The organism is Corynebacterium sp. HMSC034H07, assembly GCF_001815175.1.
GTDB classification, from domain to species: domain Bacteria; phylum Actinomycetota; class Actinomycetes; order Mycobacteriales; family Mycobacteriaceae; genus Corynebacterium; species Corynebacterium hiratae.
This window is the reverse complement of the sequence record NZ_KV819542.1, coordinates 166494-180294: the sequence shown is the minus strand read 5'-3', so window position 1 is coordinate 180294 and position 13801 is coordinate 166494. Positions and strand designations below refer to the sequence as shown.

The window sequence follows — 13801 nt, the reverse complement described above, 5'->3', positions numbered from 1 at the left end:
CAGCAGACTAGGATACGGGGCGTGCGCTACTTCTACGACACCGAGTTTATCGAGGACGGATCGACCATCGAGCTGGTCTCCATCGGCATTGTCGGAGAAGACGGCAGCGAGTATTACGCGGTATCCACCGATTTCGATCCGGGCAAGGCCAATGCGTGGGTGCGCGACAATGTACTGGATAAACTCCCGAGCCCGGCGGATCCGGTCTGGAAATCGCGCGAGACCATCCGCGAAGATCTCCTGAAATTCTTGGGCCGCCACTCCACCCCCATCGAACTGTGGGCCTGGGTCGGGGCTTATGACCACGTGGTGCTCGCCCAGCTGTGGGGAGACATGGCGAGCCTGCCCAAGGGGATGCCACGCTACACCCGGGAGCTGAAGCAGTATTGGGAGTTCGCCGGCCGTCCCAAGCTACCTCCCGTGCCTAACGGTAACCACGACGCGTTGGTCGACGCCCGCCATAACCTGGCCAAGTTTCGCATCTGTGAGCAGCACTTGCCGCTGACTCGGGGCAACCGCGTGAGCTAATCGTGAATTAATACCGTGACCTAAAAGTCCATTAACTAACGCGCGACAGGCCCGAGATGGTTAAATACTGGGTGTGAGTTGGACAGTAGATATTCCCAAAGAAGTGCTCCCTGATCTGCCGCCGCTGCCGGAGGGGATCAATGAGAAGTTCCAGGACGCCATTGCCCGCGAGGCAAAGCAGCAGCCCAGCTGGGATCAGCTGCAGGCAGATAACGTGCGAAAGATCCTGGAATCCGTCCCACCGATCGTCGTGGCCCCCGAGATTGAGGAGCTCAAGCGCAAGCTTGCCGACGTCGCCTTGGGCAACGCCTTCCTCCTCCAGGGAGGCGACTGCGCTGAGACTTTCGAGTCCAACACTGAGCCTCACATCCGCGGCAATATCAAGACCCTGCTGCAGATGGCCGTCGTCTTGACGTACGGCGCTTCCACCCCGGTGGTGAAGCTGGGTCGTATTGCTGGCCAGTACGCCAAGCCGCGTTCTGCCGATCTGGATGCCAACGGCCTGTACAACTACCGCGGTGACATCGTCAATGGAGTGGAGGCCAACGAGGAGTCCCGCCGTCACGATCCCGCCCGCATGATTCGCGCCTACGCGAACTCCTCGGCGGCTATGAATCTGGTCCGCGCGCTGACGCATTCTGGAACCGCGGACCTTTACCGCCTCCACGAGTGGAACCGCGAATTCGTGGCCAACTCCCCGGCGGGTGCTCGCTACCAGGCTTTGGCCGATGAGATTGAAAACGGCCTGGCGTTCATGAATGCCTGTGGCGTGTCCGATGAAACCTTGCGCTCGGCGGAGATCTACTGCTCTCACGAAGCCCTGTTGAAGGATTACGAGCGTTCCATGCTGCGCTTGGGTACGGACTCTAACGGCGAGACCAAGCTTTATGACCTGTCCGCGCACCAGCTGTGGATTGGTGAGCGTACCCGTGGTCTCGACGACTTCCACGTGGCGTTTGCTTCCATCATCGGCAACCCCGTGGGCATCAAGCTTGGCCCCGGCGTGACGCCGGAGCAGGCAGTGGAGTACGCGGAGAAGCTTGACCCGAACCGTGAGCCGGGCCGTCTCACCATGATCGCGCGCATGGGCCACGATAAGGTGCGCTCCGTGCTGCCCCCGATCATCAAGGCAGTGGAGGACTCCGGCCACAAGGTGGTGTGGCAGTCCGATCCGATGCACGGAAACACCTTCACGGCGTCGAACGGTTACAAGACCCGCCACTTCGACAAGATCGTTGACGAGGTTCAGGGCTTCTTCGAGGTACACCGCGAGCTGGGCACCCACCCGGGCGGCGTGCACCTGGAGTTCACCGGCGAGGACGTCACCGAGTGCCTCGGCGGCGCTGAGGACATCACGGACGTGGACCTGCCGGGTCGCTACGAGTCTGCCGTGGACCCGCGCCTGAACACCCAGCAATCGCTGGAGCTGTCCTTCCTCATCGCAGAAATGCTGCGCAACTAGAAGTTGCGCAGGCTAATACGGTCTCCAGAGAATCGGCCAGGTGCCGTATTCTCCGGATCCAAACCACCAGGCGGCCACGGCGACAGCCAAGGTGGCGAGGCCGACGAGGACGAGGAACCCGATGAGCCCGACCGTGCTGCGGTTGCTCAACGGACGTTCCTCCGGCTCCTCTTCGGCCCCGGCCGCATATGGTTCTGGCACGGCGGGGGAGGGCGCCGGGGTGTCTACCGGTGCGGCAGGCAGGGGGAAAGCGTCCTCGCGGGTTTCCGCCCGTGTTTCACGCGTGGGGGAATCGGGCGAGGGGATTGCAGAGGTTGCTTCGAAGACACGCGTATTGTCTGTTCCCGAAAAGTCTGTAGGTACTGCAGCGGTACGTGCGGCGGCCGAGTTTCGCGGGACGGGGACCGTGAACTGTGGCAGTTGCAGCTCCCGGGAAACGTCATCCAAAGCATCGAGGAATTCACCCGCGTCTGCAAAGCGTTCGGCTGGGTTACGTGCGGTGGCGGTGGCCACGAGGGCGTCGAAAAGCATCGGCACCCCCTCAATGCGTGAAGATGGTGCCACCACATCCGCGTGCACGCGCGCGGTGGCGTGCGCAAGCGGGGTATCACCGTGGAAGGGGACTGTGCCCGTCAGCAACTCGAACAGGACGATTCCAGCCGAGTAGACATCGGAAGCCGGCGTGATATCCGCGCCAGTGACTTGCTCGGGGGAGAGGTAGCTTACGGTGCCGACGATCTGGCCGGAGCTATCATGCTCCGCCTTTGCGGAGCGCACCAAGCCGAAGTCACCCACCTTGACCCGGTGGCTATCGGTGATGAGAACGTTATCCGGCTTGATATCGCGGTGCACGAGGCCCGCGTGGTGGACTTCGGTGAGCCCTGCCAAGACCGAGTGCATGACGCCGGCCGCGGCATGCGGCGGCATGGGTCCGCGTTCCGCAAGGAGCTCGCGCAACGTGCCGCCGGTGATGAGCTCCATGATGAGGTAAATCGGCAAACCATCCGCGGAAAAGTCATGCACGGCGACGAGATTGGGGTGGCTCAGCTGTGCCATGGCGCGTGCCTCGCGCTCGAAGCGGGTGACGAAGACGGGGTCGTCGTGATAGCGCTCATCCATCACCTTGGCAGCTACTGCGCGGCCCAAACGCATGTCCACGCAGCGATACACGGTGGACATGCCGCCGCGAGCGATCGGCTGATCAATGCGGTAGCGTCCTTCAAGAATGTCGCCCACGTTCAGCCTTGTCATGGATTCCAGTATGGCTGATCGGCGCCCCAAAGTGTGATCCGGCTACAGTTGTGTCCGTGACTAATTCTGAGATTAACGTTGAGAATTCCCACCCTGAGCTTCCGCAGCTTCTCGCTGAGGAAAAGATGCTGACGCTTAAAGAGGTAGCTGAAAAACTCGATCTGCCCATTCCCCGCGTCTTCGATCTGCTCAATGCGCGCAAGTTCATTGTGTGGCGCAACGCCGAGGGAGAGCGCCTCGTTCCGGAAGCATTCTTCAACGCCAAAGGCGTCATTTCCAAGCATGTGTCCGGCGTCATCACTGTTCTTTCGGACAACGGCTGGGACGACAACGAGATCCTGGCGCACCTCTTTACCGAGGATGAGTCTCTACCGGGCCGCCCCATCGACGCGCTGCACGGCCATCTCGCGCGGGAGGTTATTCGGCGCGCGCAGGCTTCGGCGTTTTAGGCGCTGTCGTCGCACCTGCCGCATTCGGTTCACCCGTGGTGCGGGGAACCCCGTCGAAAATCCATTGCGTGGCCAACCAAGCCACGACCACCATCGCAATCACCCAGAACCAGTTGTAGAGCTGGTGATTGCCGTCGCCGGCGAAGGCCACACCAATAAAGAGAGCTGCACCGGTGGTGAGCTTAATCAGGGGCAGCGGCGGGCGGAAGGTTCCCATGAGCGTGAGTACTGAGGCGTAGTACCACGGCAGCGTCACAGAGTTGAAGACGAACGCCACCTGGTAGGCCGCGGCTGTGGCGGCAATGGCGCGGCGAACGCCCGTGCGCCCCCACCACCACACAAGGACAAGGCCCAGGAGCATCAGAAGCATCGCGGCCGAGCGCAGTACGGTGAGCACGCCGTTATAGGTGGTCTCGGGGGAGAAGACCTGGATGAGCGGCACGAGAATATCGGCCAGCAGGGTGGGGCCGGCCAGGGGGTTGATGACCTTAGAGTTACCGCTGATTTGTGACAGCCAGCCCCAGGAGCTTCCCGACGCCCACGTGATCGCCGCCACCGCCAACGCGACCTCCGCCACGGCGATAACGCCGGATAGCAGGAAGAACCCGATGCGCTTGAGCGGCTTCGTTCCCTTCGGCGCCCAGCGGTGCAGCATGAGCCACACGATGAAGGGCGCGGCGAAGACCGCGGTGGCCTTGAGGGACACTGCTACGCCAACGAGAATGAGGCTGAGGTGGAACTTGTGGTGCACAGCAGCGAGAAGTCCCAGCGATACCAGCCCCACCATGACTGATTCGTTGTGCATGCCGCCGATCAGATGCAAAATCATCACCGGATTCGCCACTCCCAACCAGAGTGCTAGGGCTGGATCACCGCCGATGCTTCGGGCTAGGCGTGGAATTGACCAGGCGATGGCTGCAAAACCAAGGACGGAAATTGCCTTGTAGACAATGATGCCCGCAGCAACGTTATCGCCCACGAGGTGGGTTACCCCGTTGCCCATCCACAGGTGTAGCGGCCCGTAGGGCGTAGTGGTGTTGCGCCAGTCGTGAGAGACCTCAAGCAGGAAGGGGCCGGGGTTAACGGCTGCGCCCTCGACGTAGGGGTCGAAACCATCGCGCACCATCGCGCCTTGCATGAGGTAGGAGTACACGTCCCGGGAAGCCAGCGGTGCGGCGCACAGCAGCGGGGTGGCCCAGCAGATCAACATCCGGCGGATGTCTGCCAGTGCCCCGTCTGGCTGCGGGTTCTTGAGCTGTGGGGCGATGAAGTGGCGGCCCGCCAACACCCATGCGGCGACGAGGCCAAACAGTCCGACCCAGTAGAGGACCATACCGATGTTGCGGCCGTGGCCATAGGCAAGGAAGCTGATGTTGAGCGCCTCAAGAAAACCTCCGCGATTCCGGGTCGCGCCGCCGGAGAAGGAGGCGAGCGCCAGGACGATCGCGGAGACGATGCCCAGTGGCAGGGGATGAGGAATGCGCAGGGGCACGCGCGTGGATGCGGAGCGGGCCATGCTACATCCGGCGGGCCGTGGACTTGTGGGCAAGTTCTTCCAAGACCGCCGTGACCTCGGGGTCAACCTGTGCGTTGTGCAGATGATCGAGGCCGGAACGCGTGAGATCGCTGATGCGCTGCTCGACGACGTCCGGCGCACCGGAATCAGCAATGATCTGCGCCATGCGGGCAATGTCTGCGGGGTCCTCCGTCTGCCCGATGAGGCGGCGAAGCTCAGCGGCGGCTGCGGGATTGGTGGCGTCCGCGCGCTGCAGGGCCAGCGACAACAGAACCGTGCGCTTGCCTTCGCGCAGATCGTCTCCGGCGGGCTTGCCGGTGATAGCAGGGTCACCGAAGACGCCAAGCAAATCATCGCGCAGCTGGAAGGCGACGCCGATGTCCTGGCCGTAACCGCGGAAGGCAGCAACGAGTTTCTCGGGTGCGCCCGCTATAACGGCGCCCAGATGGAGGGGGCGCTCGATGGTGTACGCGGCAGTCTTGAACCGGTTCACCGAGTCCGCCAACGTGGCGTCCTCGGAGCCGGCGGCTTCCAGGGAGATGTCCAGAATCTGGCCGCCGATGACTTCGCGGCGCATCGCCCGCCATGGTGCGCGGGCGCGCGCCAGCGCCTCGGGGCTCAGGCCGGAATCTTGAAGCATGTCTTCCGCCCAGACCAGGGCCATGTCACCGATGAGGATGGCCAGCGATTGCCCGAAGAAATCAGCGTCGCCGCTGAGCCCGAGCTCGCGGTGGCGAGCAGCAACGCCGCGATGGACAGTGGGGTTGCCGCGCCGGGTATCGGAAGCATCCACGATGTCGTCGTGGATAAGTGCACAAGCCTGAATGAACTCCAAGGACGAGGCAGCGCGGAGCATTGCCTGCGGGGACTCAGTGCCGTCGAGCCCGTGCGCACCGACAAAACCTGCCCACGCGTAGAGGGGGCGAATGCGCTTGCCGCCGTCCAGGACGAAGGAATCCAAATAGGAGATCGCGTCGGCCACCGGAGAGCCGATGGCCGCGATGGCGTCGCGCTGACTGTCCAAGAAAAGCTTAAGCTCCTCGCGCACGGCTGCGGGGATGTCGTTCAAGGAAGGTATCTGCGGTGTAGTCACGCCTGCTACTTTACCTGGGTAGCTATGCCGGCTTGCCGCCAGGTTAAGCGGTGTCGGCTGGTGTCAGCGGCACCGTCGATTGCAGGATGGCGAAGGGGCGCGCATCGGCGGGGTAGTAGAGCTGGCGAAGGAAATCACTAAATCCCATCTTGCGGTAGAGGCCGAAGGCGGAGTTTGCCTCGTTGGGAACTTCCGGAGTGGAAAGCAGGATGTAGCGCGCGGGAAGGTTCCACGCCAAGGCTTCGAGCAGTGCGCGCCCTAAGCCGCGACCCTGTTCTTCAGGCAGCACGTGAATCTCCGCCAGCTCGAAATAGTTGTGGAGAATGTCTTCTTGTTCCGGGGTCGGTCCGCCACTGGCGGTGAGCGCTCGGCGAAGCTGTTTGTCCCACCACGTGTCCGGAGAGCCAAAGAATCCGTAGGCAAAGCCTGCAATGCCGTAGTCGGTGGTGGCCGCGACGCAGGAAAACCCTGGGCGTATGAGATCTGCGCGCCACCGCGAGATAGAGACGTCGCGCACTGACTGGCTATAGCCCATTGCCGCGATGTAGATATCCACCAAGCGCGGGACAGCAATGGCGAACTCTTGGGGGCTTAGGCGGCGCAGCGTGTAACTCACATCTCTAATAACAGCAGATTCTTCAGGCATGTGAAAGCGCACAGAGAAACTATCTTCTGCACATCCAACCGCCATGGAGTCAGAGTACGTGTTCGAAAAGAGAAGAAATATCGCCCATCCCTATTGTTTAAATCGAACACATGAACTAAAATTAGAGGTGGATGTACGAAGGTGGTTTTACGGTGAGTCTCATCAGCGAACAGCAGCAGAAAGTCAACAGCACAGTCTTCATTGACAAGCTCAGGAAGCAGCCCAAGGAGGAGAGGTTATGGCACAGGTAATTTCAGCAACGGCAGCGGCTCGGGGCCGGAACAGGGAGGCGATGCAGCGCGTGCGCCGTGACCGCTTCCTCGGTCAAGCGTTGGATCTGTTGGTGGATGCGCACCGTAGCGCTGCGGAGGGGCGGTTCGAGGACGCTCTTGAAATGGCGTACCGCGCCTCGCTTCGTGCTGCGGGCGCGCGTGTGGCGGCGTCTGCGGTGTCGCGCCGTCGGCGCTTGCCTACCTCTGCATGGGAGCAGGTAGCTCTTATCGGTCCGGCGGATGCTCAATGGGCCGCAGAATTCACAGACTATTCCCGCGTGCGCTCGCGCGTGGCCTCCGGAATGGATCCGGTGCCCGCTGCGGATACGGTCTACCAGTACTTGGCGCTTGCCACACGTTACGTGGACGCGACCGAATCTGAGCTGGGCTTCGGTGGGCTGGCCGCCTAGTGAGGGCGTGATTGCTCCGGTAGCAGGGGTGCAGGGATGCCCAAAAACTATGGACTGTCTTTGTGGGAACTATCTCGCTATCCTTGACGTTATAGAGGTAGTAAACATAGTTCCCAGTTCCACTACCTAAACCCAAATCATTACGGAGGACGCTGTGGCCCTTTCTGAGCACGAACAGCAAGCGCTGCGTGAAATTGAACAATCGTTGCTGGCCAACGATCCTGATTTTGGCGCGTCTGTGTCCGGTGAAACTTCTTTCGGCGGCAACTCGGGTGCCATCACCCTCCGTGGGGTGGCCTTAATCGTTGTCGGTCTGTGCATGATGGTGGGCGGAATCGCGTTGGCCCAGCAGTCCCTGTGGTTCGTTATCCTCTCCGTACTTGGCTTTTTGGTCATGTTTGGATCCGGTGTGTGGATGCTGCGCGGAAATTCGGAAGATTCTCTGGTTGCCGCCGGCGCACCAGCATCCGCTAAGCGGCGCAACAAGCAGTCCAAGAAGGCTGGCAGTGACGTTGGAAACCGCCTTGAAGATAACTTCCGCCGCCGTTTCGAAGGAAACTAAGCGCTAGAAACCCACCAGCAGCCCTTCGCTCTATTGTGAGTCGGAGGGCTGTGGCACGATGACATTGGCCATGGCGTACAGGGTTTGCGTTATGCCCGGGAGCTGCTCGGGCGAGCGGTCTGCCAATTCTGATGCGCGAACGATGGCGGCGTTGAGCAGCGAGATATCCGCTTTGGAAACACCATGGCAAAACTCGTTAACGATTGAGGCAAAGCCACCATGTGACTGCTGCACCGCCTCATCCGCAAAAGCCTGGGGGAAGTGCTGCGCGGCGGTCATGAGGGGGCCGTGCGTGCCATGGAGGAAAAGTTCGAGAGTGGCGTCCACGTAAGCATGGATGCGCTCCGTCGGCTCTGGAGGGGCCACCTGCATGGCAGCTTCGAGCTGTTCATTCCACGTTTGTGTGGCCTGGATAAGCAGCTGCACCAACAAATCGTGTTGGGATGAGACGTAGCGATAAACGCTGGGGCGGGCAAGGCCTACTTCCGCAGCGACTTCCGCCAAGGTAGGGACTGCCCCGTGGTTGTTGACGATCAACCTTTCGGCAGCCTCGAGCACCGCGCGGTGCTGGACGGCGCGGTGCTCGGCTACTGTCGTTTCAGTGATCTTCGGCATGCGCTAAGTCTACGTTAAGCTGCGCATTCTTTTTCCATTCTGGTGCCTACTTGGCGGACGGGGTCAAGCGGCCATCGACCATTTCATAGACCTTGTCGCAGTGACCAAGAACGTCGTAGTCGTGGGTGACCATGACACCCGCGACGTTGAAATCGTGGCATTCTTTGGCTAGCAGCGCCACGATCTCTTGGGACCGTGCGCGATCGAGGGCAGCAGTGGGTTCGTCGACGAGCAGCACCTGTGGATCGCCCACAAGTGCGCGCGCGATACCGACGCGCTGGCGCTCACCGCCGGAAAGACTGCCGGGCCGGTGCTTCGCGCGATGCGCCATGCCGACCTTCTCCAGCAGTTGGGCGCTGGAGTAGCGCCCAGTCTTGCCGATGACCTTGCTGGCCAATTCGATCTGCTCCTCCGCCGTCAGTGCAGACGGGAGATTGCCAGAGGACTGGAAGACGAAGCCGATGTGGTTGCGGCGGATCTGCGCCAGTTCGGAGTCGCCCAGCGGCACGATGTCCTCGCCCGCGACGAGGACTTGGCCGGAATCGGGCGTAGTCAAGGCGCCTGCGACCGCGAGCAGTGTGGACTTTCCGGAGCCGGAGGGGCCAACCACGGCTACGAACTCGCCTGCCTCGACGGTGAGATCGACGGAATTCAGTGCCTTAACGTGTGAATCGCCGTCGCTGTAGCTGACGGTGACGTCTTTCAGTTCCAAAGCGTGGCTCATCGGTTTTCTCCTAGGGCTGCGAGGGGGTTGGTTCGGGTAACGCGGACGACGGCAATGAAGGCGCCGAGCAGTCCGGCGACGAAGAGAATGAGACCGCCATTGATGACAGCGCTGAATTCGGTGGCGTAGGGCATAGCCGTTTTCTCTAGGAGGCTGCCCAGGCCAACGGCGATGAGTGCGCCGGCGAGGATTGATACGAGGAGGATGACCACCGCTTGGCCGAGGCTATCGCGCAGCAGGAAGCTCTTGGTGGCGCCCATTGCGCGAAGGGTGGCGATATTGCCGGCGCGCTGGATGGTCCACACGAGGAAGAAGGCGCCGGTAACGAGCGCGGCAATGACATAGAGGAACCAGGTGATCATGGAAAGGGTCATCATTTCGGCGGTGTAGCCGGGGGAGGAATCAAAGCTCTCCTTGAGAGTTCGAACGTCGAGGCCGGAGCGCTCGGTGAGAGCATCGGTATCGGGCTTATCCGCTGTGCGAGCGACGATGACGGATGCTTCCTCGTAGGCTTCGGGGTTGACGGCTTCGCCGTGGCGCCCGCCGGCGTGAACCTCCTGCCAGATATCTAGCGGCAGGTAGGCCACGTCGACGTGGCCGAAGGTTCGCTGGTTGTCGGTGAAGCCGATGACGTCGAGGGGGATGTCCAAGCGGTCGAGGGTGATGGTGTCGCCCACCTCGATCCCCTCGTCCTGCAGGGTGGAGGACAGGATGATGTCGTGTTTCGTGTTGCTTGGCTTGCCGTCTGCCCGGGCGGTGTCGATTGGGGGCAAGCCTGCCGGTGCGATGAAGGAGTCAGGTTCTACTCCGAAGAGTGTGAGGTCCACCGCCGTGCCGTCCTGGTTGTGGGCGTTAGCAATGGTCAGGCCCAAGGGGGTGGCTTGGTTCACGCCCTCTAGTTGAGAGAAGGACTCGGCATCGGAGGCATCGACAACCGAGCGGGTGAATGCAGAGTCTTTCTGCGTGCCATCGGCGAAAGCGATGACGTCGCTCTCCATCGCCTTGAGGCCGGAAACGCCGTCGTTGACCAAGCCTGCGGTGAGGCCGGAGATGATAACGACGAGCATGGACATGAGTGCGAGGACGACGCCCATGAGGAGGAATCGGGTACGCGCGAAGAGCATCTCGCGCCAAGCTAGATACATGAAGGAACTTCCTAGTGTGTGGGGTGAAGTGAGTTGGCGTGTCACCCTGCGTGCCGCAAGATGACAACATGATGTTTCTATCATGGCGACGCAAAGTTTCTAAAAACTTGTGCGGGCATTTTGCGCGGGGAGGGGAGACTTTTTGTGCGATTTCCCGATTTCCCCCACTTTGCCCCACCTGTGTTACGCGCCGGTCGGGGAATGTCGGCCCGAGGACTCTTTGGAGCGTGGTGGGAAGGTGAAAACGTCAGGAATATGGGGGTGGTGGGGAAAATTGCATGCTAAGAGGTTAAAGTTGCGTGAGTGAATACGTGGAAATGGGCCTGTTTGAGGGGGTGTGTCAAGGGGGGTCTGGGAAAACTTCCCACTGGAAAAATCGCCTTTGACCTGCAATGTTATTGCGACACGCAGATTGTTGTGGTGATAAAAGTGTGGGAGGTGGGGGAAAGTGGGGTAGAGTGGGGCGTAGCGGAGGAGAGTTGCTCTCTTGTCGCGAGAGGAATCCGGAGTTTTCGAGTGACAGGAAGGTGGACCCGGGGATGTTTCTCGGCACCTACACTCCCAAGCTCGATGACAAAGGACGGCTCACGCTTCCGGCAAAGTTTCGCGAAGAACTGGCTGGCGGCCTCATGGTCACCAAAGGTCAGGATCATTCGCTCGCGGTATACCCGCGGGAGGAGTTCGCGGCGCGAGCTAGGAAAGCGGCGGCCGTGTCACGCACCAACCCAGAAGCGCGTGCGTTCATCCGTAACTTGGCAGCGAGTGCGGACGAGCAACGCCCCGATGGGCACGGGCGTATCACGCTGTCCGCAGGGCACCGTGAGTACGCAAACCTGACGAAGGAATGTGTAGTTGTGGGCTCGGTTGACTTCCTCGAAATCTGGGACGCAGCCGCGTGGGCTGAATACCAGGCGCAAACTGAAGACGCTTACTCGGCGGCAGACGCCGATGACGTACTTGCCGGGCTGCTGTAGAGCTTCCTGGCACACAGAGAGTGCGTGTATGGACTCTGCCCGGGGAGGATGAGCTGGTGTACTTCCCCGACATCAGAACCCTTCCTCGGACAGGGCCCTATACGCACTCGATTTTTTATCGAACAGATCTGATAGCGGCCTCAGGCGCCTGAATGGAAAGGGGGACAGCAACTGTGGACCACAACGGCACCATTACCTATGACGTGAATGACAACCACGGCCATGTCCCCGTTATGCGTGCGCGTATGGCTCAGCTGCTTGCTCCGGCCGTCGAAGCAGCGGGGGAGCACGCCGTCATCGTGGACGGCACCTTGGGGGCTGGTGGCCACAGCGAATACTTCCTCAACAGCTTTCCTAACGCGCGAATTATCGGTGTGGACCGTGACTCCGCCTCGTTGAGCAGTGCTTCTCGACGTCTCACCCCCTTCGCCGACCGCTTCGTCGGCGTCAACGCTCGCTTCGATGAGGTCGGTCGTGCCATTGCGCAGGGTGACCATGAGATTTTTTCTATCGCGCGAGAACACGGCATTGCAGGGGCATTGTTTGATCTGGGTGTGTCCTCCATGCAGCTTGACCAGGTGGAGCGTGGGTTTGCGTACAAGACCGACGCCCCGCTGGATATGCGCATGGACCCGCGCCAGGGAATGACTGCCGCCGACGTACTCAACACCTATAGCCACGGTGACCTCGCCCGCATCCTCAAAACCTATGGCGATGAGCGCTTTGCCGGCAAGATTGCTTCGGTAGTAATAAAGGAAAGGCAAAAGGAACCTTTTACTACCTCAGCCCGCTTGGTTGAGCTGTTGTACGCCACGATTCCCGCAGCGACGCGTCGCACCGGTGGCCACCCCGCGAAGCGCACCTTCCAGGCGCTGCGCGTTGAGGTCAACCGCGAGCTTGAGGCGGTCGAACAGGTCATTCCCGTGATTACGGATGCCCTGTCCGTCGGCAGCCGCGCGGTGTTCATGAGCTACCAGTCGCTCGAAGATCGCATCGTCAAGCATGCCTTCACCAAGCTCAGCACCTCGACGACTCCGCCGGGGCTTCCCATGGACCTTCCGGGCACGGCAGCGCACTATTCCATCGTGACGCGTGGCGCGGAGAAGGCGAGCGAGGAGGAGATTGCAGAGAACCCCCGGGCAGCGTCCGTCCGGGTACGCGCACTCGAGCGCCTCGAGGGCAGTCCGTCTTTTCATGAACCGGGAGGCAGGCCATGACGCTGAGAGACCGAACCGCACAGGCAACGTACCACCGCGACCACGAGAGGACCCACACCATGGGAGCTAGCCGCGATTTCACCACCGGATCTGATTTCTCCGGTCAGGGAACCGCGCTGCTGGAGCGGGGGCGCCGCACCACCCCGTTGCCCAGTCGCACGCCGCATCGCAGTACTGTGCCCGCCCGCCGGGTCGGAACGGGTCTGCGAGGAAACCGCCTCGGTTCGAAGCAGGTAGTGAGCAATCGTGGGCGCCGCGTCGTACAGCCCACGCGGGTTACTGGCCTTTTCGCTCGCCTTTCTTTCATCGCCATTGGCCTGCTCATCACTGGTGTGGCTGCGGCGATGTGGCTCTCTGGCCTGTCGACGTCCCAGACCTTTAAGATTCAGGAGCTTACTGCCCACGAATCCACGCTCGATAACCAGCTGGAGACTCTGAACCGAGACTTGGAGAACGTGCGTTCGGCGTCGGACGTCGCCCGCCGCGCCCACGAGGCCAAGATGGGCGTCCCGGTTCAGCCTGGCGTAGTGGAAGTCGACGCAGACGGAAATGTGGAACAGAAGCGCGAAGCCACCCCGGATATGGAATCTGTCATCGACGTAAACGGCGAACCGGTCCGCCCGGGTCAGGCCTCGAGTGACCCACACGCGACGGCGAACGTATCCGATAACCTGAACGCCCGTCCGACGCTGAGCGAGAGGAACCGCGAGCGCGAAGGCGCCGAGTCGGGTGCGTCTCGTTCGGACAGCCACCCAGACAGCGGTGAATCCACCAATGACGGACAGCCGGCCGAAGGGAACGTAGAACTGCCGGACATCCCGGCCCAGGCTCCCTACGCCGCCCGCGGGTAGATTCCATCCCCGCTCCGCGCGTGCCTGCGTGGGCGGGCGGCGATAATAGGGCACAATTCGGGATGAACCACTGATTATTGACCCAT

General features: G+C 61.4%; 15 protein-coding genes. 8 read left to right on the top strand and 7 right to left on the bottom strand.

The window, feature by feature from the left end; genetic code table 11:
- Positions 1–21 precede the first annotated feature (21 nt).
- Both HMPREF3009_RS11950 and HMPREF3009_RS11945 read left to right on the top strand, forming a co-directional pair.
- Positions 22–528, top strand: a complete 507-nt coding sequence (locus tag HMPREF3009_RS11950) for a polyadenylate-specific 3'-exoribonuclease AS (protein ID WP_046647951.1) — start codon at positions 22–24, stop codon at positions 526–528.
- A 73-nt stretch (positions 529–601) separates the two neighbouring features.
- Positions 602–1990, top strand: a complete 1389-nt coding sequence (locus tag HMPREF3009_RS11945) for a class II 3-deoxy-7-phosphoheptulonate synthase (protein WP_049155225.1) — start codon at positions 602–604, stop codon at positions 1988–1990.
- A gap of 12 nt (positions 1991–2002) precedes the next feature.
- Here HMPREF3009_RS11945 and HMPREF3009_RS11940 read toward each other — a convergent pair whose 3' ends face one another.
- Entirely contained in the window at positions 2003–3241 is a 1239-nt protein-coding gene (locus HMPREF3009_RS11940; protein ID WP_049155227.1) for a protein kinase domain-containing protein, read from the bottom strand.
- A 71-nt stretch (positions 3242–3312) separates the two neighbouring features.
- Here HMPREF3009_RS11940 and HMPREF3009_RS11935 point away from each other — a divergent pair, with 71 nt between their 5' ends.
- Positions 3313–3690, top strand: a complete 378-nt coding sequence (locus HMPREF3009_RS11935) for an Rv2175c family DNA-binding protein (RefSeq protein WP_369816123.1) — start codon at positions 3313–3315, stop codon at positions 3688–3690.
- Here HMPREF3009_RS11935 and HMPREF3009_RS11930 read toward each other — a convergent pair.
- Genes HMPREF3009_RS11930 through HMPREF3009_RS11920 form a run of 3 tightly spaced genes read right to left on the bottom strand, consistent with a single transcriptional unit; the run spans position 3659 to position 6915 of the window.
- Entirely contained in the window at positions 3659–5206 is a 1548-nt protein-coding gene (locus tag HMPREF3009_RS11930) for an alpha-(1->6)-mannopyranosyltransferase A (RefSeq protein WP_049155230.1), read from the bottom strand. The genes HMPREF3009_RS11935 and HMPREF3009_RS11930 overlap by 32 nt on opposite strands.
- A 1-nt stretch (position 5207) precedes the next feature.
- A complete protein-coding gene (locus HMPREF3009_RS11925; RefSeq protein ID WP_070682138.1) occupies positions 5208–6299 on the bottom strand; it encodes a polyprenyl synthetase family protein in 1092 nt (363 codons plus the stop codon).
- Positions 6300–6342: 43 nt separating this feature from the next.
- A complete protein-coding gene (locus HMPREF3009_RS11920) occupies positions 6343–6915 on the bottom strand; it encodes a GNAT family N-acetyltransferase (protein ID WP_070512448.1) in 573 nt (190 codons plus the stop codon).
- Positions 6916–7183: 268 nt separating this feature from the next.
- On the opposite strand from HMPREF3009_RS11920, the gene HMPREF3009_RS11915 reads away from it, so the two are divergent.
- Positions 7184–7627: an SAV_6107 family HEPN domain-containing protein gene (locus HMPREF3009_RS11915; RefSeq protein ID WP_070682135.1), complete on the top strand. Its 444-nt coding sequence runs from the start codon at positions 7184–7186 to the stop codon at positions 7625–7627.
- Between the two features lie 154 nt (positions 7628–7781).
- The gene (locus tag HMPREF3009_RS11910) at positions 7782–8189 is read left to right on the top strand and encodes a DUF3040 domain-containing protein (protein WP_046647959.1); all 408 of its coding nucleotides are present in this window, start codon (positions 7782–7784) and stop codon (positions 8187–8189) included.
- 30 nt (positions 8190–8219) lie between these two features.
- Here the strand turns inward: HMPREF3009_RS11910 and HMPREF3009_RS11905 are convergent, their stop codons facing one another.
- The 3 genes from HMPREF3009_RS11905 to HMPREF3009_RS11895 are packed head-to-tail and all read right to left on the bottom strand — an operon-like array spanning position 8220 to position 10673.
- A complete protein-coding gene (locus tag HMPREF3009_RS11905; RefSeq protein WP_049155240.1) occupies positions 8220–8804 on the bottom strand; it encodes a TetR/AcrR family transcriptional regulator in 585 nt (194 codons plus the stop codon).
- A gap of 46 nt (positions 8805–8850) precedes the next feature.
- Entirely contained in the window at positions 8851–9528 is a 678-nt protein-coding gene (locus tag HMPREF3009_RS11900) for an ABC transporter ATP-binding protein (protein ID WP_049155242.1), read from the bottom strand.
- On the bottom strand, positions 9525–10673 hold the full coding sequence (locus tag HMPREF3009_RS11895) for an ABC transporter permease (protein WP_049155243.1): 1149 nt from the start codon (positions 10671–10673) through the stop codon (positions 9525–9527). Before HMPREF3009_RS11895 ends, HMPREF3009_RS11900 begins: the two co-directional genes overlap by 4 nt.
- Before the next feature lie 539 nt (positions 10674–11212).
- On the opposite strand from HMPREF3009_RS11895, the gene mraZ reads away from it, so the two are divergent.
- From mraZ to HMPREF3009_RS11880, 3 genes are all read left to right on the top strand, one after another.
- Entirely contained in the window at positions 11213–11647 is a 435-nt protein-coding gene (gene mraZ, locus HMPREF3009_RS11890) for a division/cell wall cluster transcriptional repressor MraZ (protein WP_046647963.1), read from the top strand.
- A gap of 173 nt (positions 11648–11820) precedes the next feature.
- On the top strand, positions 11821–12864 hold the full coding sequence (rsmH, locus tag HMPREF3009_RS11885) for a 16S rRNA (cytosine(1402)-N(4))-methyltransferase RsmH (RefSeq protein WP_049155245.1): 1044 nt from the start codon (positions 11821–11823) through the stop codon (positions 12862–12864).
- Positions 12861–13715 (top strand): cell division protein FtsL, encoded by an 855-nt coding sequence (locus tag HMPREF3009_RS11880; protein WP_049155246.1) that lies wholly within the window; start codon positions 12861–12863, stop codon positions 13713–13715. Before rsmH ends, HMPREF3009_RS11880 begins: the two co-directional genes overlap by 4 nt.
- Positions 13716–13801 lie beyond the last annotated feature (86 nt).

Bases quoted from the DNA above. Each gene is read 5' to 3' on its own strand.
- HMPREF3009_RS11940 (WP_049155227.1), bottom strand. From the start codon at position 3,241: ATGACAAGGCTGAACGTGGGCGACATTCTTGAAGGACGCTACCGCATT.
- HMPREF3009_RS11930 (WP_049155230.1), bottom strand. From the start codon at position 5,206: ATGGCCCGCTCCGCATCCACGCGCGTGCCCCTGCGCATTCCTCATCCC.
- HMPREF3009_RS11915 (WP_070682135.1), top strand. From the start codon at position 7,184: ATGGCACAGGTAATTTCAGCAACGGCAGCGGCTCGGGGCCGGAACAGG.
- HMPREF3009_RS11905 (WP_049155240.1), bottom strand. From the start codon at position 8,804: ATGCCGAAGATCACTGAAACGACAGTAGCCGAGCACCGCGCCGTCCAG.
- HMPREF3009_RS11900 (WP_049155242.1), bottom strand. From the start codon at position 9,528: ATGAGCCACGCTTTGGAACTGAAAGACGTCACCGTCAGCTACAGCGAC.
- HMPREF3009_RS11895 (WP_049155243.1), bottom strand. From the start codon at position 10,673: ATGTATCTAGCTTGGCGCGAGATGCTCTTCGCGCGTACCCGATTCCTC.
- mraZ (WP_046647963.1), top strand. From the start codon at position 11,213: ATGTTTCTCGGCACCTACACTCCCAAGCTCGATGACAAAGGACGGCTC.
- HMPREF3009_RS11880 (WP_049155246.1), top strand. From the start codon at position 12,861: ATGACGCTGAGAGACCGAACCGCACAGGCAACGTACCACCGCGACCAC.